This window comes from Pseudomonas sp. B21-023 (genome assembly GCF_024749165.1).
Taxonomy (GTDB): Bacteria; Pseudomonadota; Gammaproteobacteria; order Pseudomonadales; family Pseudomonadaceae; genus Aquipseudomonas.
The window spans coordinates 2,217,171-2,236,922 of the sequence record NZ_CP087190.1 but is presented as its reverse complement, the minus strand read 5'-3'; the positions used below and the strand labels follow the sequence as shown (position 1 = coordinate 2,236,922).

Here is a 19,752-nt window from a genome sequence, read left to right as displayed (position 1 = left end):
GTTTCAGTTCCGCCGGCTCGCACGCCGGCTGCGGTAAGTGTCGAGTACCACGGCGATGACGATGACCGCCCCGGTGATGATGCGTTTGGTCGGTTCCGAGGCGCCGATCTGGGCCAGCCCGGCGGCCAGCACCGAGATGATCAGCACACCGAAGAAGGTGCTGATGACCGAGCCGCGCCCGCCCATCAGGCTGGTGCCGCCGATCACCACGGCGGCGATCACCTGCAGCTCCATGCCCGAGCCGGCATTGGGGTCGGCGGCCTCCAGGCGCGAGATCTGGAACAGCGCGGCGAGGCCCGCGAGCACGCCCATCAGGGCGAACACCAGGATCTTGAAGGGGCGTGGGTCGATGCCGGCCAGGCGCACAGCCTCTTCGTTGGTGCCGATACCGATCAGGTAGCGACCGAACACGGTACGGGTCAGCACCAGTTGGGCCAGCACGATCACCAGCAAGGCGATGATGAAAGCCGGGGAAATACCGAAGGCGATCGGGTTGGAGAACCAGGCGAAGGCATCGCCGATGTACGCGGTGCGCGAATCGGTGAACTGGTAGGCCAGGCCACGGGCCATCTCCAGCACGCCCAGTGAGACGATGAACGAAGGGATGCGCCAGGCCACGGTGATGCTGCCGGTGACGGTGCCGGCCAAGGCCGCCACGGCCATGCCGAGCAAGGCGGCGGGCAGCACGCTCCAGCCCCAGCCGAGGATCGCCACGCTGACGGTCGAAGCCGCCAGGGCCAGTACCGAGCCGACCGACAGATCGATGCCGCCGATGATCAGCACGAAGGTCATGCCCACCGCCAGCACCATCAGGTCGGGGATCTGGTTGGCCAGGGTGCTGAAGGTGGCGTAGGACAGGAAATGGCTGCTCAGCAACGAGAACAGCACGATCATCGCCAGCAAGGCCCCGGCCAGCCCCAGGTAGGTGCCCAGGCCGAAATAGGTGCCGCTGCGGCGCACTGGCGCGGCGTCCGAGGTGTTTGTTGTGGTTTTCATGCATCCATCCTGGGAGCTGCGTCGTGCAGCAGGGCGTCACGTTTCTGGTAGCCGGCGAAGGCGGCGGCGAGGAGTTGGTCCTGGGTCCAGTGGTCACGGTCGAAGGTGTCGATCAGGCGGCCCGCCGAGAGCACGGCGATGCGGTCGCAGATCAGCATCAGCTCGCGCAGGTCGCTGGACACCACCACCAGGGCCTTGCCCTGGCGGGCGAGCTCGGCAAGCAGGCCGTAGATGTCGAACTTGGCGCCGACATCGATGCCGCGGGTCGGCTCATCGAACAGCAGCACCTGGCAATCACGCTCCAGCCAGCGGCCAATCACCACCTTCTGTTGGTTGCCGCCGGACAGCTCGCCCACGGCCTGGGCGGGGCTGGCGCTGCGGATACGCATGGCGCCGATCTGGCGCTCGGCCAGCTCACGCTCGGCGTCCGCGTCGAGCACGCCGGCACGGGACACCGCGCCGAGGTTGCCCAGGGCAATATTGGCACTGATCGACTGGCTAAGCAGCAGGCCTTCGCCCTTGCGGTCCTCAGTAATCAGTGCAATGCCAGCCTTGACCGCGGCCTGGGGCGAGTCGATGGTCACCGGCACTGGCGGCTGGCCGAGAGCGACCTGGCCGCTGTCGGCGCGGTCGGCGCCGTAGATCAGGCGCAGCAGCTCGGTACGCCCGGCACCGATCAGGCCGGAGATACCGAAGATCTCCCCTGCCCTGACCTCGAACGACACCTCGCGTACCTTGTCGCCGCGGCTGAGCCCGTCGACCTTGAGCAGCGGCGCACCGATCGTGCGCTGGCCCAGGTCGATATGCTCGCCCAGCTCACGGCCGACCATCAGGTTGACCAGTTGCTCACTGTTGTAGCGCTGGATCGGCTCGGCGCACACCAGCTTGCCATCGCGCAGCACGGCGATACGCTGGGCCACTTGCTGCAGCTCTTCGAGGCGGTGGGAGATATACACGATGGCCACGCCGCGCTGGCGCAGGCGTTCGATCTGGGTGAACAGCAGATCCACCTCGCGGGCGGTGAGCATGGCCGTGGGTTCGTCGAAGATCAGCACATGGCAGTCGCCGATCAGGTTGCGGGCGATCTCGACCATCTGCTGGTGGCCGATGCCCAGCTCGCCGACAGGGGTGTCCGGGTCGATGGCATCCAGGCCGACCTGAGCCATGGCTGCGGTGGCCAGCTGGCGCAGGCGCTTCTGGCTGATCCAGCCGAGGCGGCTGGGCAGGTTGTCAAGGAACAGGTTCTCGGCCACGGTCAGCGTCGGCAGCAGGTTGAGCTCCTGCATCACCATGCGCACGCCGAGGCGTTCGGCCTCGGCGCGGCTGGCGGGGGCGTAGGGCTGGCCGCGGTAGAGCATCTGCCCGGTGGTGGGGATCTCCAAACCGCTGATCAGCTTGGACAGGGTCGACTTGCCCGCGCCGTTCTCGCCGGTCAGGGCCAGCACCTCGCCGCCGCGCAGCTCGAGGGTGACATCGCCGAGCACGGGCTGGGCGTAGGTCTTGCCCAGGCCGCTGACGGCTAGCACGGTTTCATTGGCCGGTACTGACATGGCCATTCTCCTAAATAGACATACCCCCCTGTAGGAGCGGCTTCAGCCGCGATCACCCGCGAAGCGGGTGCCAGGCACCGCAGTGCCTGCATCGCGGCTGAAGCCGCTCCTACAGAGATCACTTTGTCACTTGGTAATCAGCTTGACCGGGGTCTGGATGACATTGTCGGCATCCACGCCGGGCTGCTCGCCCTTGAGCATCTTCAGCGCCGCCTGGATGCCATACACCGCCTGCTGGCTGGCCGCCTGGTCGAGGGTGGCGAGCACACGGCCATCCTTGAGCATCGGCTCGATGGCCTTGATGTTGTCGTAGCCGACCACCTGCACCTGGCCGGTCTTGCCGGCGGCGCGCACGGCCGAGACAGCACCCAGGGCCATGCTGTCGTTGCCGGCCAGCAGCGCCTTCAAATCGGGATACTCGTTGAGCATCGAGGCGGCAACGGCGTTGCCCTTGTCGATCTCCCAGTTGCCGGATTGCACCGAGACGATCTTCATCTGCGCGGCTTCCATGGCGTCCTTGAAACCGGCGGTGCGCTGCTGGGCATTGGTGGTGGTCGGCACGCCTTCGATGATGCCGACCTGGTCACCGGCCTTGAGCTTTTGCTGGGCCAGGTAATCGCCGACCATGCGCGCGCCCTTGCGGTTGTCCGGGCCTACGAACGGCACGCTGATGCCTTTGCTCTTGAGGGTTTCGGGGTCGAGGCGATTATCGATGTTGATCACGATCACGCCTTTGTCCATGGCCTTCTTCACCGCCGATACCAGCGCCTTGGAGTCGGCCGGAGCGATGACCAGCGCCTTGGCGCCCGAGTTGACCATCTGCTCGACGATACGGATCTGCTCGCCGGTATCGGTCTCGTTCTTGATGCCGTTGGCGACCAGCTCGAATTCGCTGGCATGGGTTTTCTGATAATCCTTGGCGCCGTCTTCCATGGTGCGGAAGAACTCGTTGGCCAGGGATTTCATCACCAGGCCGACCTTGGGCGCCTCCTCGGTGTGGCGGCAGGCAGACAGGGAGAAAATCAGCGACGACAGAACGGCGAGGGCCAGCGGACGGCCGGAAAACGGCAGCTTCATGGAAATGACTCCGAATCTTGTGGTTTTTATCGGATCGCAAACGTTTGCGGTGGCTAACTATGTAAACAGGCCCCGCTTTTGTCAAATCCATTGCGTAGGCAGCCACAGCTACGCCGGTCGGATTATCCGCAATTTGTCCGAAAAACCGAACACATTTCCTTCGCTTGTTCGGCCAGCCGAACACCACGGATCGGCTTGACCCCATGGTCGCTTCGAGTACCCCCAGTCGCAACAGGGGTTTCCAGATGAAATTCGACGAACGGTAGTTGCTGGTACGAAATCTGCCTTTACCCAGTGCGACATAACGCACATCTCACCCAGGAAGAGAGAAGCAGTAATGATGAAATCCGCTATCAAGACCTTCGCACCGAGCGCCCTGGCGCTGCTGTTGGTACTGCCGACCGGCGTTTCCGCCAAGGAAGCCGCGCAACAACAGAAACTCGCCAACGTGGTCATCCTCGCCACCGGCGGCACCATCGCCGGCGCTGGCGCCAGCGCCGCCAACAGCGCCACCTACCAGGCCGCCAAGGTAGGCATCGACAAGCTGATCGCCGGCGTGCCAGAGCTGAAGGACCTGGCCAACGTGCGCGGCGAGCAGGTGATGCAGGTCGCCTCGGAAAGCATCGGCAACGACGACCTGCTCAAGCTGGGCAAGCGCGTCGCCGAACTGGCCGACAGCAAGGACGTCGATGGCATCGTCATCACCCACGGCACCGACACCCTCGAAGAAACCGCCTACTTCCTCAACCTGGTGGAGAAGACCGACAAGCCGATCATCGTGGTCGGCTCGATGCGCCCGGGCACCGCGATGTCCGCCGACGGCATGCTCAACCTGTACAACGCCGTGGCCGTGGCCAGCAGCAAGGACGCCCGCGGCAAGGGCGTGCTGGTAACCATGAACGACGAGATCCAGTCCGGCCGTGACGTGAGCAAGGCGGTCAATATCAAGACCGAAGCCTTCAAGAGCCAGTGGGGCCCGCTGGGCATGGTGGTCGAAGGCAAGTCGTACTTCTTCCGCCTGCCGGCCAAGCGCCACACCGTCAACTCCGAGTTCGACATCAAGACCATCAGCAAGCTGCCGGCCGTGGATATCGCCTACGGCTACGGCAACGTGACCGACACCGCCTACAAGGCGCTGGCCCAGGGTGGCGCGAAGGCGATCATCCACGCCGGTACCGGCAATGGCTCGGTGTCGTCGCGCGTGGTGCCGGCGCTGCAGGAGCTGCGCAAGGAAGGCGTGCAGATCATCCGTTCGTCCCACGTCAACCAGGGCGGCTTTGTGCTGCGCAATGCCGAACAGCCTGATGACAAGAACGACTGGGTCGTGGCCCATGACCTGAACCCGCAAAAGGCACGGATCCTGGCAATGGTCGCAATGACCAAGACCCAGGACAGCAAAGAGCTGCAGCGGATCTTCTGGGAATACTGATCGGCATGCACCTCGGGCTGGTGTGTTGAACATACCGGCCCATCGCGGGGCCAGCCCGCTCCCACAAGTCTGCGGCGATTGTGTGGGAGCGGGCTGGCCCCGCGATGCTTTCAATGGAACCAATCCCTCTACCACGGTCTTATACGGCTTTCATCCTACCTGCTGTTGCGAAACGGCTTACAGTGAAATACTGTATGCACATACAGCAAAACAAGGAACAGCCCCGTGGCCAAACCCGCCTCCGCGTCGCCAAGCAGTTATGAACTACTGGGTCAGCGCATCCAGAAGATCATCAACAGCCCCACCGCCCAGCGCAGCCGCGCCGCCTTGATCTTCCGCCTGGAGCACGAGTCGCCCGACGACTGGGAAACCCTGCTCGAGGAAATCGCCGAGAACGACAACGTCACCCTCGCCCACCGCGACGATGGCGGCGTACAGGTTTTCTGGACCGTGCCGAAGGAAGACTGACCGCGCATGAGAGTTTCGCTTTTCGCCGCCTGCCTGCTGCTGATTACCCCCCTCGCCCACGCCGACGCACCGCGCACCTTCCAGGAGGCCAAGAAGGTCGCCTGGAAGCTGTACGCGCCGCAGTCCACCGAGTTCTATTGCGGCTGCAAGTACAAGGGCAACAAGGTCGACCTGGCGTCCTGCGGCTATGCGCCGCGCAAGAACCTCAACCGTGCCTCGCGCATCGAGTGGGAGCACATTGTCCCGGCCTGGCAGATCGGCCATCAGCGCCAGTGCTGGCAGGATGGTGGGCGCAAGAACTGCTCGCGCAACGACAAGGTCTACCAGCGGGCCGAGGCCGACCTGCACAACCTGGTGCCGAGCATCGGCGAGGTCAACGGCGACCGCAGCAACTTCAGCTTCGGCTGGCTGCCCGAGCAGCATGGCCAGTACGGCAGTTGCCTGACCCAGGTCGACTTCAAGGCCAAGAAGGTCATGCCACGCCCGTCGATCCGCGGGATGATCGCGCGCACCTACTTCTACATGAGCAAACAGTACGACCTGCGCCTGTCCAAACAGGACCGCCAGTTGTTCGAGGCCTGGAACAAGACCTACCCGCCGCAGGCTTGGGAACTGCAGCGCAACCAGCAGGTGGCATGCGTGATGGGGCGCGGCAACGCCTTCGTCGGCCCGGTCAACCTCAAGGCCTGCGGCTGAAGGCCTCAGGCCAGCGTCTGCAGGTAGGCGCTGGCCTGCTGGTAACGGCAGAGCCGGGCCACATCTGCCGGGCCTGGGCAGGGGATGCGCGAAAGGTCGCTGTTATCGGCCAGGTCCGCCAGCTTCACCTGGCGCGCCAAGGGGTCCACACCCAGGCGAATGACGAACGCCTCGTAGCTCTCGCCCTGGCGCCGGCTCAGCGCCAGCAGCGCGGCGAGGATCTTCAGCGGAAAACCTTCTCGTGCGAGGTCGGCCAGGGTCAGCGGCGTGTCTTCCAGCACATCGTGCAACACCGCGACGATGCGCTGCTCGGGGGTGATCACCCGCCCCATCACCCGCAGCGGGTGAAGGATGTAAGCCGCCCCGCCTTTATCGAACTGCCCTTCGTGTGCCTTGATGGCCATCGCGATGGCCCGCTCCAGCGTCGCCATGAGGCGCCCCCCCACTCAACCCGCGCACTAGACAGCATAGCCGCTGCGCCACAGGCGTGTTCACGCCTGCGCATCATGGCGGCGGGCTTGTGCCTCCGCCGCCCAAGCTTTTGCCAGCCTTAGGTTTTTTAAGGCTCATGAGCACAAATTTACTAATTTCTCGATCCCCGCCCGCGCCGCATCATCGCGCCAACAAGAACGCGTCGCCCCTTGCCGGCACGCACCCGGGCAGCACCCGATGCCCCACCTTGCCTTGGAGTCAGTCATGACCAGTGCAGCCAATTCGGCCCCCCTCATCGAGAAACACACGATCGGCTACGTGCCGCCGCAAGACCGCCATGGAAAGGTAAGGGATCTGTTCACACTGTGGTTCGGCGGCAACATCGCGCCGCTGCCCATCGTCACCGGCGCGCTGGGCGTGCAGTTGTTCCACCTCAACCTGGTGTGGGGCATCGTCGCCATCCTGGTCGGCCATCTGCTCGGCGGCGTGCTCATGGCCCTGCATTCAGCGCAGGGCCCGCAGATGGGTATCCCGCAGATGATCCAGAGCCGCGCCCAGTTCGGTTCGCTCGGCGCCCTGCTGGTAGTGGTGATCGCCGGGGTGATGTACATCGGCTTCTTCGCCTCCAATATCGTCCTGGCCGGCAAGTCGCTGCATGGCGTGGTCGAGACGGTGCCGGTTTCCGTGGGCATCGTCATCGGCGCATTGGGCTCCGGCATCATCGGCATCATCGGCTACCGCTTCATCCACGTGCTCAACCGCATCGGTACCTGGGTACTGGGTGTTGGCATCGTGGTCGGCTTCGGCTACATCTTCAGCCATGTGCAGAGCGACGACTTCCTCACCCGTGGCGGCTTCAACCTGGCCGGCTGGCTGGCCACCGTGTCCCTGGCGGCGCTGTGGCAGATCGCCTTCGCGCCCTACGTGTCGGACTACTCGCGCTACCTGCCGGCCGACGTGAAGGTTTCCGCGACCTTCTGGACCACCTACCTGGGCTCGGCCCTGGGCTCGAGCCTGTCGTTCATCTTCGGCGCGGTGGCGGTGCTGGCGATCCCTGCCGGGATGGACACCATGGACGCGGTCAAGCTTGCCACCGGCACTCTCGGCCCGCTGATGCTGGTGCTGTTCCTGCTCAGCGTGATCAGCCACAACGCCCTCAACCTGTACGGCGCGGTGCTGTCGATCATCACCCTGGTGCAGACCTTCGCCTACCGCTGGATCCCCACTGCCAAGAGCCGCGCCGTGCTGTCGCTGCTCGTCCTGGCGGCCTGCTGCGTGGTGGCGGTGTTCGCCTCGGCGGACTTCATCGGCCACTTCGTCGATATGGTGCTGGTGTTGCTGGTGGTGCTGGTGCCGTGGACGGCGATCAACCTGATCGACTTCTATGTCATCCACAAGGGCGACTACGACATCGACTCGATCTTCAAGGTCGACGGCGGCATCTACGGCCGCTACAACCCCCAGGCGCTGATCGCATATGCGGTGGGTATCGTGGTGCAGATCCCGTTCATGAACACGCCGCTGTACGTCGGGCCGGTGTCCGAGCACATCAACGGCGCCGACCTGTCGTGGCTGGTGGGGCTGGCGATCACCTCGCCGCTGTACTGGTGGCTGGCCAGCCGCGACAGTGCGTATCGCCGTCGGCAGATGGGTGCAAAGCTGGCGGCGGGGGTTTGATCCTGCCAGGCCGAATGCCGATCAGAAGACCCGCCTAGGCGGGTCTTCTGTCGTCAATACCAGCCACCACGACTCAGGCGGCAAACCCTAGCGCTCGCTACGGAGCATTTCCTTCGGCACATACTTGCCAATCTCATACTTGCCAATCGCCGCCCGGTGCACCTCATCCGGCCCGTCGGCCAGGCGCAGGGTGCGCTGCATCGCGTACATGTAGGCCAGCGGGAAATCACCGCTCACCCCTGCCCCGCCATGGATCTGGATGGCCCGGTCGATCACCTTCAACGCCACGTTCGGCGCCACCACCTTGATCTGGGCGATCTCGCTGCGCGCCACCTTGTTGCCGACAGTATCCATCATGTACGCGGCCTTCAGGGTCAGCAGCCGGGCCATGTCGATCTCCATCCGCGAGTCGGCGATCTTGTCGACGTTGCCACCCAGCCGTGCCAGCGGCCGGCCGAAGGCAGTGCGTTCGACCGAGCGCTTGCACATCAGCTCCAGGGCGCGTTCGGCCATGCCGACCGAGCGCATGCAATGGTGGATGCGCCCAGGCCCGAGGCGGCCCTGGGCGATCTCGAAGCCACGGCCCTCGCCCAGGAGCACGTTCTCGTAAGGCACTCGCACGTTCTCGAACAACACTTCGGCGTGGCCGTGGGGCGCGTCGTCGTAGCCGAACACCGGCAGTGGGCGGACGATCTTCACGCCAGCTGCGTCGGTGGGCACCAGGATCATCGAGTGCTGTTGGTGACGCTGCCCGTCCGGGTTGGACAGGCCCATGAAGATCATCACCTTGCAGCGCGGGTCACAGGCGCCGGAGGTCCACCACTTGCGGCCGTTGATCACCCACTCGTCACCGTCCCGCACGGCGGTGGCAGCCATGTTGGTGGCATCCGATGAGGCCACGTCCGGCTCGGTCATGGCGAACGCCGAACGGATCTCGCCACGCAGCAGCGGCTCGAGCCACTGGCGTTTCTGCGCCTCGCTGCCGTAGCGCACCAGCACTTCCATGTTGCCGGTGTCCGGCGCCGAGCAATTGAACGGCTCGGGCCCCAGCAGCGAACGGCCCATGATCTCGGCCAGCGGCGCGTACTCAAGGTTGCTCAGCCCTGCGCCGTACTCGGACTCGGGCAGGAACAGGTTCCACAGTCCCTCGGCGCGGGCCTTGGCCTTTAGTTCCTCCATGATCGCGGTGGGCTGCCAGCGGTCGCCCTCGGCGACCTGGCGCTCGAACACCGGCTCGGCCGGATAGACGTATGCATCCATGAATGCGCTGACGCGCTCGCGCAGTGCCTGGACCTTGGGCGAATAGGCGAAATCCATCGGGGCTACCTTCCGTCAATGAAGAACATGGCCCTGAGCCTAGAACAGCCACCCTTCATCCATCTAGTCTATTTTCTTCGTGTATAAACATTCATAACCAATATATGATCGATCCATAACTCCAACAAAGAGCGGCGCCCATGAACCTCAGCAAGGTCGACCTCAACCTGTTCATCGTTTTCGACGCGATCTACACCGAAGCCAACCTGACCCGCGCCGGGCAGATCGTCGGCATCACCCAGCCGGCGGTGTCCAACGCCCTGTCACGCCTGCGCGAGACGTTCAACGACCCGCTGTTCGTGCGCACCGCCCAGGGCATGGTGCCCACGCCCATGGCGCAGAACATCATCGGCCCGGTGCGCAACGCGCTGTCGCTGCTGCGCACCTCGGTACAGGAAAGCCGCATCTTCACCCCGCTGCAGGCGAGCAAGACCTTCCGCATCAGCATGACCGACCTCACCGAGGCGGTGATCCTGCCACCGCTGTTCCAGCGCCTGCGGCGGCTCGCCCCGGCGCTGGTGATCGAGAGTTTCCTGTGCAAGCGCCGCGAGACCACCAAGGAACTGGCCGCCGGGCGCCTGGACTTCGCCGTCGACGCGCCACTGAACACCGACCCTCAGGTGCGTCACGTCAAGCTCATGCAGGACCGTTATGTCTGCGCCATGCGCCCCGGCCACCCACACGCCGACAGCAAGCTGAGCCTGGACAACTACCTGGCCATGACCCACATCCATATCTCCAGCCGCCGTAACGGCCTGGGCTACGTGGACCTGGCCCTGGGCAAGATGGGCGTGCAACGCCGTGTCGCCCTGCGTTCGCAGCACTACCTGATGGCCTCCCAGGTACTGCAGCAGACCGACATGGTCATGACCGTGCCCGAGCGTTTCGCCCGCCGCCACCAGTTGCGCCACCAGCCCCTGCCGGTGGAGGTACCGGCGCTGGAGACTCACCTGTACTGGCACGAAAGCACCGATCAGGACCCGGCCAACCGCTGGATGCGCGAGCAGATCATCGAGCTGTGCGAGCGGGTGGTGGCCCAGGATGAGCAGGAACAGGCAAGCCCGGCAATCGCATCGGCCTGAGTCGCCTACACTGTCGATGATTGCCTCTGAACCCAGGAGCCACTCATGGACGACAGCCAACATGGCAAGCCACCGACTTTCTGGCAAATGCTGCAAAGCATCCTTGCCGCGGCGTTTGGCGTGCAAAGCGGCAAGAACCGCGCCCGCGACTTCACCTATGGCAAGGCCAGCCATTTCATCGTGATGGGGACGGTGTTCACGCTGATCTTCATCTTCGTGCTGATCGGCCTGGTGCAGCTGGCAATGCACCTGACGGCGGGCTAGTCGCGCCGGGCAATACTGCTTGGCTAAACGCAATCCGCCCGCGGATATCCCTTCCGCGGGCGGTTCAGGTGTATCTCACGGTCTTGAGCAGTTATCCGCTATTGATGGCTGACCCAGTACACCGCGGTGACCACCACCAGCACGATCAGACACAGGATCGCCCAGGCATCGACACTGCTGTCAGCTTTGCGGACCTTGGTAGAGTTTCCCATTGCATTGCCTCTTGTAGTGGTTATGGGAATGCACTTCACAAGCAGCAGTTAAGTCCAGCAATGCCCTGCGCTCAAGCAGGGTCTTTCAATACTCGACGGGTGACGTGAGAAACGGGTAGCAGAAATCCGCCGGCCGCCCTTCGGCACTGAAACGGTGGAAGTCGATGCCGTGGTCATCCTGCTCCAGCAGCTTGAGCCAGCGCCGCGCCTTGGCCGGGTCGATCAGTTGCAGGGCGGGCGCGCTGTGCTCACGCTGGCCGTCGCGTTCCACTGCAAGCCCTTGGGCGTCGTCGTGCAACATGACCATGGCCCAGCCACCCAGGGTGAAGTGCCCGCCCATGAGCACGCTCAAACGCCCTTCGATTCGCGCGCGCAGTGCCTCGGGCGAGCTATTGACCGCACTGAACAGGGTGTCGCGCCCCGGTACCTTGCCCAACGCTTCGAAGGCCTGCATGGCACCGAACGCCATCTGGTCGTTGGCCGCCCACACCAGGCGGGTGTCGGGGTAGCGCTCGAGCAGCATCTGCGCCTGTTCGAAGGCGCGCTCGCGGCTCCAGCCGCCGTATACCACCTGGCGCAGGCGCACCCGGGGGAACTCGGCCAGTGCCCGGCGCATGCCCTGCACGCGCAGCTGCGAAGCCGGCGTGGTCTTGACCCCGGCGAAGGCCAGCAGGTCGACCGGCCCGGCTTCGGCAGGCAGTTGCGCCACCAGCGCCTTGAGCATCTGGTAGCCCGCCTCCTCGTCGTTGCTGACCAACGTGCCGAGTACTTCAGGATATTTGTCCGGCTGCGCCTGGACGCTGTGTGCCTGGCTGTCGGTGAGGCCGTTGTTGACCAGGAACAGCTTGACCCCGGTGCCCCGCGACAAGCGGATGATCTCCGGCGCGACGTACAGCTCGTTGACCAGCACCAGGTAATCCGGGCGCTGCGGCCCTTGTAGTACCTCGCGAGCCTGGTTCAGCGCAAGGTCGGCACGACGCTCGCTGTACTGCACGCGCAAGGTCATGCCCAGGTCGCTGGCGGCGGCCTGCATGAAACGTGAATAGTCAACCCAGAACGTTTCATCGGAGTAGCCCGGGTTGAGAAATACCACCGAAGCGGCCTGCGCGCTCGCTGCCAGTGGCAGGCTCAGGCACAGGCTCTGGCACAAGGCCTTGAGCATGCTGTTACTTCCCTGCGAAGCAAACCCCGGATTATAGCCCTGCGATGTACCGCAGCGGACAAATGCCAGTCAGTCTCACTTAGTCCAAATGGTTCTTTTCATATGCAAAAACATCACTTTAGCGCATAAACCCACTCTGCTATCGTTCCTCCGCTCCGCCCCGGAGTGCGCGGCCGTGCGCGCGATTAGCTGCATGCAGCCTGAGACAGGACTTATATGTACGTATACGACGAGTACGATCAGCGGATCATCGAGGACCGCGTCAAGCAGTTCCGTGATCAGACCCGCCGCTACCTGGCCGGTGAGCTGAGCGAAGAAGAATTCCGCCCTCTGCGCCTGCAGAACGGCCTGTATATCCAACGTTTCGCGCCGATGTTGCGAGTCGCCGTGCCCTATGGCCAGCTGAACGCACGTCAGACCCGCATGCTGGCGAAGATCGCCCGCGACTACGACAAGGGCTATGCGCATATCAGCACGCGCCAGAACGTGCAGTACAACTGGCCGGCGCTGGAAGACATCCCTGAAATTCTCGCAGAGCTGGCCACCGTGCAGATGCACGCGATCCAGACCAGCGGCAACTGCCTGCGCAACGTCACCACCGACCAGTTCGCCGGTGTCGCCGCCGACGAGCTGGTCGATCCGCGCCCGTGGTGCGAGATCGTCCGCCAGTGGACCACCTTCCACCCGGAATTCGCCTACCTGCCACGCAAGTTCAAGATCGCCGTCAACGGTTCGAGCGACGACCGCGCCGCCATCGAAGTGCACGACATCGGCCTGGAGCCGGTGCGCAACGCCGCAGGCGAACTGGGCTTCCGCGTATTGGTCGGAGGCGGCCTGGGCCGTACCCCGGTGATCGGCGCGTTCATCAACGAGTTCCTGCCCTGGCAGGACCTGCTCAGCTACCTGGACGCCATCCTGCGCGTGTACAACCGTTACGGTCGTCGTGACAACAAGTACAAGGCGCGGATCAAGATCCTGGTCAAGGCCCTCACCCCGGAAGTGTTCGCCGAGAAGGTCGAGGCCGAGATGGTCCACCTGCGTGGCGGCAACACCACCTTGACCGAGGCCGAAGTACAGCGCGTCGCCCGCCACTTCGTCGACCCCGAGTACCTGGCCCTGGACAACACCGACTTCAGCGCGCTGGACGCCGAGCACCCGGGCTTCGCCCGCTGGCGCTCGCGCAACACCCGTGCGCACAAGAAGCCGGGCTATGTCGCCGTGACCCTGTCGCTCAAGCCCACCGGCGTCGCCCCGGGCGACCTGACCGACAAGCAGCTCGACGCGGTCGCCGACCTGGCCGAGCGCTACAGCTTCGGCTACCTGCGCACCTCCCACGAGCAGAACATCATCCTCGCCGACGTCGAGCAGCGTCAGCTGCACGCGCTGTGGCTGGAGCTGCGCGAGCAAGGCTTCGCCACCCCGAACATCGGCCTGCTGACCGACATCATCTGCTGCCCGGGCGGTGATTTCTGCTCGCTGGCCAACGCCAAGTCGATCCCGATCGCCGAGTCCATCCAGCGCCGCTTCGACGACCTGGACTACCTGTTCGACATCGGCGAGCTCGACCTGAACATTTCCGGCTGCATGAACGCCTGCGGCCACCACCACGTCGGCCACATCGGCATCCTTGGCGTGGACAAGAAGGGCGAGGAGTTCTACCAGGTCTCGCTGGGCGGCAATGCCGCGCGCGACGCCAGCCTGGGCAAGATCCTCGGCCCTTCCTTCGCCCAGGACGACATGGCCGACGTGATCGAGAAGCTGATCAATGTGTACGTCGAGCGGCGCACTGAAGACGAGCGCTTCATCGACACCTACCAGCGGATCGGCATCGACCCCTTCAAGGAACGCGTCTATGCAGCGAATCATTAAGAACAACCAGATCGTCGACGAAACCTGGCACCTGCTGCCCAAGGACGTCTCGATCGACGAACTGACCAACTGCGACGACTACATCGTGCCGCTGCAGCTGTGGCGCGACCATCCGAGCCTGCTCAAGGCCCGCGACGGCGGCCTGGGCATCTGGCTGGACAGCGACGAAGAAGCCGAGGAAATCGGCGAGCACGTCGAGCACTTCCAGGTGATCGCCCTGAACTTCCCGGCCTTTACCGACGGGCGCAGCTATTCCAACGCGCGCCTGCTGCGTGACCGCTACAAGTTCAAGGGCGAGCTGCGCGCCATTGGCGACGTACTGCGTGACCAGCTGTTCTACATGGCCCGCTGCGGTTTCGACGCGTTCGCCATCCGTGCCGACAAGGACCCGGAAGACGCGCTGCAGAGCCTGAAGGACTTCTCGGTGACCTACCAGGGCGCCACCGACGAACCGCTGCCGCTGTTCCGCCGCCGCTGATCGTCGCTTGCAGTACTCCCGGCCCGCCTTATGGCGGGCCGATTCGTTTCTGCGCCGGCAAGACGACCAGTCCGGATAGGCCGAGGAAAAATCCGAACGTTCACTCAGGTTTGCTAATGGCATGCCGATATCAGGGCATATCCTTTTCACTCCGCAAGGAAAGCGACGATGAGCCCAATCACCTCGGCACTGCGATTCACGCCGATCCAAACTCCACCCGCTCCCGCGCCGAACCTGATCGTTCGCCAGCCCACGAGCGTCGCCAGCGCCCCAGGCACCCAGGTCATCCTGGGCCAGGACACCCGCATTCCCGACAGTGAGACCTACACCTCGCGAGGCACGCTGGACAGCGCGCAGCCCAACTACACCTGGGAACAGGACGGGCTGGACAAGCTGAGCATGTACATGTTCAGCGCGGTCAAGTCGTCCTCCACCGCCGCCCGCTTCCAGGGCCTGGGCAGCGCCCTGGTGGAGCAGCTGGCGGCCAGCGGTGGCCAGCGCGTCTCCCAGTCGGCCTTGCAGGTCAACGAGACCGACACCACCCCGCTGAGCCTGCAGCAGACACGCCTGCGCGAGTTCGCCAGCAATACCGTCACCCTCAGCCTCACCACCGCCTCCGGCGCCACGGTGAAACTGGGTTTGTTCAACGGTGAGCGGGGCCTGGCGGTCGACGCCGAAGTCCAGGGCGGCGAGCTCAACGCCAACGAGCTCAAGGGCCTGGCCGCCCTGGCCGACGGTTTCCAGTCGGCGATCAATGGCTTGACCCGGCAACCGCCGAGCCTGCAGCTCGGCTCGCTGGTCAAGCTCGATCCGAGCCTGTTCAGCGGCCTGCAAATGAATGCCAAGCTGGACTTGCCCAGTGGTGGGCAACAGACCTTCGACCTGCGCCTGGACGGCTCCACCCGCAGCCTGAAACTCGATGGCCCGAGTGGCCAGGTACAGCTGGACCTCGACTCCCAGGGCGGCGCGCTGCTCGGCGGCAAGGCCCAGCGCCAGGCCGCCCTGGACAACTACCTGACCCAGTTCGACGAGGCGCAGAAGCGCGGCAAGGGCGATGCTCAACTGACCTCGCTGCTCAAGGATGCCTTCAGCCAACTGAACAGCATCGACGACAACAGCCCGCGCCCGGCGGGCCATAACGACGCGGTGAACACCTACAGCCGCGCGTTGCTCAGCGGCCTGGCCGACTTCAAGGCCTCGATCGTGCAACCGTCCAGCCGCCCGAACGCGCGACGCCTGGATGAGGAAGACCGCTTCGCCTACCAGGTGTCGCAATCGACCTCGACCAGCGGCCAAGGCACCACCATCGCCCGTCAGCAACGCCAGGAGGCCAAGCTGGATGCCGCCTGGCATTCGAGCCTGTCGTCTGCTGCCAAGCTCACCGAAGCGGATCCGTTCGACGAGAAGAACTACCGTTACCACACGCTCAGCGAAACGGCGAGCAGCACCACCGAACTGTCGTTCGTCGACAATGTGCTCAAGGAAGCCAAGGCCACCCAGGAGGCCACCAGCACCAAGCGCGTGCTCACCTACGAGGGTGGCAAGCTTGAGTCCGATGTCAGCACGCCCGAGTCGGTGAGCCGCTCGCGCAACCTGCTGAACCTGCTCGACGATCTGTTCAAGACCGATGAGAAGGCCCGGCGCAACGGCAGCCAGTACGACCTCGACGCGCAACTGGCGGCCCATGCCGGGCTGTGGCAGTTGCAAACCGACCCGGCGAAGATCCACGACTGACCGAGGCGCCGCCGCGCAGATAAGCCCCCCCCTGCAAGGACTGCGGAAACGGGCTCATCTGCGCGCGGCCTTGGCGCTCAGCGTAATGGCACGTAGATATCCGTCTGCCATTGTTCCAGCGGCGTCTGCGGATAGATGCTCAGGTAGTGGAAGAACAGCGGATGATCGCGCAGCTCCTCGCCACTGCCGGGTAGCCAGTCGCGGTAGATCGGGTAGATCGTCTCGCCGATGTGGTCCGGAGAGCCGACATGGCGCACCACTGCGCAGCGCCCCGCGGGCAGGCTCGACTCACAGACGCCTTGAGCGTTCGGCGCCACGGCCTCATGGATTTCCCCGCAGATGGCAAAGCGGAAGTCTTCCGGCGCGGTAGTGTCCGGATTGTTGTAGGGAATGCCGAAGCTGCGGCTGCTGGCCACGGCCGATTGCCCGCTGCTCATGCGCCAATCGATGAACCGGCGCACGGTTTCGCTGACCTGGCTCGGCGGCCCCCGATGTTCGAGCGCGGCAAGGCGCACGGCGGCGAAATCGACGATTCGTACCTGCATGGTGATGCTCCTGGAAAAATGAGGAATGGCAAACACCGTATTCCATACCTGCCAGTCCGGCCGCCGGCGAAACGCGCTGGGCGCATGCCCGAAGGCCCGGCGAAACGCCCGGCTGAACGCTTCCGGACTTTCGAAGCCCGCCGCCAGCGCCGCGTCCAGCACCGAGTGTTCGGGCTGCCCGACCAACCGATGCGCGGCACGGCGCAGGCGCATCAGCTGCACATAACGGGCAACCGGGACGCCCACATAGGCACTGAACTGGCGGTGAAAATGAAACGCCGAAAAATGAGCCACGGCGCTCAAGGTTTCCACCGACAGGTCACCTTCGAGGTTGTCCTCGATATAGGTAAGTACGGTCTCGAACCGCTGCTGGTAAAGGGCATTGACTGACAAATCAGGTTGCTCCTGGAAATACGGCAGGCCACAGCTTCGTCGATCCAGCCATGGCCACGCCTAGCCGCACTTGCTCAATCACAACATCCTCCGGTAGCGCTGGCCTGACTGCGATTATCGGCCTGCCCGGTCTTATCCAGCGTATCCCTCCACGGGTGAGCGCCATTATTGTCACGCACCGATCACAACCCAACCCTCCATTCATGACTCCAGCTCAAAGGACCTTGGTTTGTCGAGGCCTTAATCAATTCCGCCGAACCCTGCACACTGCACTCATTCACTCGACAGGAGCACATCCATGAGCATTCCATCCTTTGGCCTTGGCACATTCCGCCTCACCGGCCAGGCCGTCATCGACTCGGTGAGTGCGGCGCTGGAGCTGGGCTACCGCGCCATCGACACCGCGCAGATCTACAAGAACGAGGCCGAGGTCGGCCAGGCTATCGCCGCAAGCGGCGTGCCGCGCGACGAGCTGTTCATCACCACCAAGATCTGGGTCGACAACTACGCCGCCGACAAACTGATCCCCAGCCTGCGCGAGAGCCTGACCAAACTGCGCACCGAGCATGTCGACCTGCTGCTGATCCACTGGCCGGCGCCCGGCAACGGCGTAGAACTGCCCGAATACATGCAGGCCCTGGCCGAGGCCAAGCGCCAGGGCCTCACCCGCCAGATCGGCATCTCCAACTTCAATATCGAGCTGACCCGCCAGGCCATCGCCGTGGTCGGCCAGGGGGAGATCGCCACCAACCAGATCGAGCTCAGCCCGTATCTGCAAAACCGCAAGCTCACCGCCTTCCTCGCGGAACAAGGCATCGCCACAACCTCCTACATGACCCTGGCCTATGGCAAGGTCCTGAAGGATCCGCTGCTGGCGCAAATCGCCGCCAAGCACAAGGCCACCGTGGCCCAGGTGGCCTTGGCCTGGGCATTGCAACTGGGCTACGCGGTGATCCCTTCATCGACCAAGCGTGAGAACCTGGCCAGCAACCTGCTCGCCCAGAGCCTGCGCCTGGACGCCGACGACATGGCGCGCATCGCCACCCTGGAGCGCGACGGCCGTGAAGTCAGCCCGGACGGCCTGGCGCCGGCCTGGGACTGATATCCTTCGGGCATGGAGGCCCACCTCCCTGATTTCAAACGCTTTTTCGGAGCTCCCAATGAGCACGCTTTCCCCCAAACGGGTGCTGTTCGCCCTGGCCATCGGCGCCTTCGGCATCGGCACCACCGAGTTCACCCCCATGGGCCTGCTGCCAGTGATCGCCGATGGCGTCGGCGCCAGCATTCCCAGCGCGGGCATGCTGATCACCGCCTATGCCATCGGCGTCATGGTCGGCGCGCCGATCATGACCTTGCTGTTCAGCCGCTTCGGCAAGCGTGCCGCGCTGATGATGCTGATGGGCATCTTCACCCTGGGCAACCTGCTGTCGGCGCTGTCGCCGGACTACTACACCCTGCTTGTCTCGCGCCTGATCACCAGCCTCAACCATGGCGCCTTCTTCGGCCTGGGCGCGGTGGTGGCCGCCAGCGTGGTGCCCCGGGACAAGCAGGCCAGCGCCGTGGCCACCATGTTCATGGGCCTGACTATCGCCAACATCGGCGGCGTGCCGGCCGCCACCTGGCTCGGCCAGCAGGTCGGCTGGCGCATGGCCTTTGCCGGCACCGCGGTGCTCGGCCTGCTGGCCATCGCCGCACTGTGGTACGCGCTGCCCAAGGGCGAGCGCGGCAACGTGCCCCATGTCCGCAAGGAGCTGGCGGTAATCGCCCGCCCCAACGTGCTGCTGGCCATGGCCACCACCGTGCTCGGCGCAGGCGCCATGTTCACCCTGTACACCTATGTCGCCCCGGTGCTCGCCGAACTGACCGGCGCCTCCGCCAGCTTCGTCACCCTCGGCCTGGTGCTGATCGGCGTCGGCTTTACCCTGGGCAACAGCCTGGGCGGCAAGCTGGCTGACTGGTCGCTGGACGGCGCCGCCAAGATATTCCTCGGTGCACTGGCAGCGATCATGTTGCTGATGCCGCTGGTGCTGGGCAGCCATGTCGGCGCTGCGCTGGCGCTGTTGGTCTGGGGGATGTTCACCTTCGCCGTGGTTCCGCCGCTGCAGATGCGGGTGATGATCGCCGCCGCCGAAGCGCCGGGGCTGGCGTCGTCGATCAACGTCGGCGCGTTCAACCTGGGCAATGCCGTGGGCGCGGCCCTGGGCGGCGCGGTGATCAGCCTGGATCTGGGCTACGCGGCGGTGCCGATGGCCGGCGGCCTGCTGGCGGCGGCCGGGTTGCTGCTGGTGTGGCTGGGCGGGCGTGGCAAGGCCACCGACGCGGTCTTGTGCAAACCGGCCTGAGACAGGCGACACCCACTAAAACGCTGCCA

The 19,752-nt window shown here is 64.5% G+C and carries 18 protein-coding genes; 11 read left to right on the top strand and 7 right to left on the bottom strand.

The genetic code is table 11. The annotated features are described in order from the left end of the window. Positions 1 to 3: 3 nt before the first annotated feature. From LOY42_RS10270 to LOY42_RS10260, 3 genes are all read right to left on the bottom strand, one after another. Entirely contained in the window at positions 4 to 996 is a 993-nt protein-coding gene (locus LOY42_RS10270; protein ID WP_110704607.1) for an ABC transporter permease, read from the bottom strand. Further along, positions 993 to 2,546: a sugar ABC transporter ATP-binding protein gene (locus tag LOY42_RS10265; protein ID WP_258600491.1), complete on the bottom strand. Its 1,554-nt coding sequence runs from the start codon at positions 2,544 to 2,546 to the stop codon at positions 993 to 995. Before LOY42_RS10265 ends, LOY42_RS10270 begins: the two co-directional genes overlap by 4 nt. A 126-nt stretch (positions 2,547 to 2,672) precedes the next feature. After that, on the bottom strand, positions 2,673 to 3,623 hold the full coding sequence (locus tag LOY42_RS10260) for a sugar ABC transporter substrate-binding protein (RefSeq protein ID WP_258600490.1): 951 nt from the start codon (positions 3,621 to 3,623) through the stop codon (positions 2,673 to 2,675). Between the two features lie 340 nt (positions 3,624 to 3,963). Between LOY42_RS10260 and LOY42_RS10255 the strand changes: the two genes are divergently transcribed. The 3 genes from LOY42_RS10255 to LOY42_RS10245 all read left to right on the top strand — a co-directional run bounded on the left by LOY42_RS10255 (position 3,964) and on the right by LOY42_RS10245 (position 6,216). Then, positions 3,964 to 5,052, top strand: a complete 1,089-nt coding sequence (locus tag LOY42_RS10255) for an asparaginase (protein WP_110704619.1) — start codon at positions 3,964 to 3,966, stop codon at positions 5,050 to 5,052. Between the two features lie 225 nt (positions 5,053 to 5,277). Next, positions 5,278 to 5,520 carry a DUF1654 domain-containing protein gene (locus LOY42_RS10250; protein WP_139670300.1) on the top strand — a complete coding sequence of 81 codons (243 nt, stop codon included), beginning with the start codon at positions 5,278 to 5,280 and terminating at the stop codon, positions 5,518 to 5,520. 6 nt (positions 5,521 to 5,526) lie between these two features. Continuing rightward, on the top strand, positions 5,527 to 6,216 hold the full coding sequence (locus tag LOY42_RS10245; protein WP_139670298.1) for an endonuclease: 690 nt from the start codon (positions 5,527 to 5,529) through the stop codon (positions 6,214 to 6,216). Between the two features lie 5 nt (positions 6,217 to 6,221). Here LOY42_RS10245 and LOY42_RS10240 read toward each other — a convergent pair whose 3' ends face one another. Further along, a complete protein-coding gene (locus LOY42_RS10240; protein WP_139670296.1) occupies positions 6,222 to 6,647 on the bottom strand; it encodes a bifunctional (p)ppGpp synthetase/guanosine-3',5'-bis(diphosphate) 3'-pyrophosphohydrolase in 426 nt (141 codons plus the stop codon). Between the two features lie 265 nt (positions 6,648 to 6,912). Here LOY42_RS10240 and LOY42_RS10235 point away from each other — a divergent pair, with 265 nt between their 5' ends. Continuing rightward, entirely contained in the window at positions 6,913 to 8,325 is a 1,413-nt protein-coding gene (locus tag LOY42_RS10235) for a cytosine permease (RefSeq protein WP_139670294.1), read from the top strand. Between the two features lie 87 nt (positions 8,326 to 8,412). Here the strand turns inward: LOY42_RS10235 and LOY42_RS10230 are convergent, their stop codons facing one another. After that, on the bottom strand, positions 8,413 to 9,642 hold the full coding sequence (locus tag LOY42_RS10230) for an acyl-CoA dehydrogenase (protein ID WP_139670292.1): 1,230 nt from the start codon (positions 9,640 to 9,642) through the stop codon (positions 8,413 to 8,415). 140 nt (positions 9,643 to 9,782) lie between these two features. Here LOY42_RS10230 and LOY42_RS10225 point away from each other — a divergent pair, with 140 nt between their 5' ends. Both LOY42_RS10225 and LOY42_RS10220 read left to right on the top strand, forming a co-directional pair. Continuing rightward, the gene (locus LOY42_RS10225; RefSeq protein WP_102682867.1) at positions 9,783 to 10,724 is read left to right on the top strand and encodes a LysR family transcriptional regulator; all 942 of its coding nucleotides are present in this window, start codon (positions 9,783 to 9,785) and stop codon (positions 10,722 to 10,724) included. Between the two features lie 45 nt (positions 10,725 to 10,769). Then, positions 10,770 to 10,988, top strand: a complete 219-nt coding sequence (locus tag LOY42_RS10220) for a DUF2970 domain-containing protein (protein WP_139670290.1) — start codon at positions 10,770 to 10,772, stop codon at positions 10,986 to 10,988. 297 nt (positions 10,989 to 11,285) lie between these two features. On the opposite strand, the gene LOY42_RS10215 is transcribed toward LOY42_RS10220, so the two are convergent. After that, entirely contained in the window at positions 11,286 to 12,362 is a 1,077-nt protein-coding gene (locus tag LOY42_RS10215; RefSeq protein ID WP_258600478.1) for an ABC transporter substrate-binding protein, read from the bottom strand. A 216-nt stretch (positions 12,363 to 12,578) separates the two neighbouring features. On the opposite strand from LOY42_RS10215, the gene LOY42_RS10210 reads away from it, so the two are divergent. The 3 genes from LOY42_RS10210 to LOY42_RS10200 all read left to right on the top strand — a co-directional run bounded on the left by LOY42_RS10210 (position 12,579) and on the right by LOY42_RS10200 (position 16,443). After that, the gene (locus tag LOY42_RS10210; RefSeq protein WP_046855144.1) at positions 12,579 to 14,231 is read left to right on the top strand and encodes a nitrite/sulfite reductase; all 1,653 of its coding nucleotides are present in this window, start codon (positions 12,579 to 12,581) and stop codon (positions 14,229 to 14,231) included. Next, positions 14,215 to 14,709 carry a DUF934 domain-containing protein gene (locus tag LOY42_RS10205; protein WP_023629994.1) on the top strand — a complete coding sequence of 165 codons (495 nt, stop codon included), beginning with the start codon at positions 14,215 to 14,217 and terminating at the stop codon, positions 14,707 to 14,709. Before LOY42_RS10210 ends, LOY42_RS10205 begins: the two co-directional genes overlap by 17 nt. Before the next feature lie 168 nt (positions 14,710 to 14,877). Further along, on the top strand, positions 14,878 to 16,443 hold the full coding sequence (locus tag LOY42_RS10200) for a hypothetical protein (protein ID WP_139670285.1): 1,566 nt from the start codon (positions 14,878 to 14,880) through the stop codon (positions 16,441 to 16,443). 77 nt (positions 16,444 to 16,520) lie between these two features. Here LOY42_RS10200 and LOY42_RS10195 read toward each other — a convergent pair whose 3' ends face one another. Then, positions 16,521 to 17,381, bottom strand: coding sequence for a GyrI-like domain-containing protein (locus LOY42_RS10195; protein WP_256659275.1), 861 nt, complete (start codon positions 17,379 to 17,381; stop codon positions 16,521 to 16,523). A 298-nt stretch (positions 17,382 to 17,679) separates the two neighbouring features. Between LOY42_RS10195 and dkgB the strand changes: the two genes are divergently transcribed. Together dkgB and LOY42_RS10185 are read left to right on the top strand one after the other, a co-directional pair. After that, positions 17,680 to 18,483 carry a 2,5-didehydrogluconate reductase DkgB gene (dkgB, locus tag LOY42_RS10190; protein ID WP_139670281.1) on the top strand — a complete coding sequence of 268 codons (804 nt, stop codon included), beginning with the start codon at positions 17,680 to 17,682 and terminating at the stop codon, positions 18,481 to 18,483. 58 nt (positions 18,484 to 18,541) lie between these two features. Continuing rightward, entirely contained in the window at positions 18,542 to 19,723 is a 1,182-nt protein-coding gene (locus LOY42_RS10185; RefSeq protein WP_258600474.1) for an MFS transporter, read from the top strand. Positions 19,724 to 19,752 lie beyond the last annotated feature (29 nt).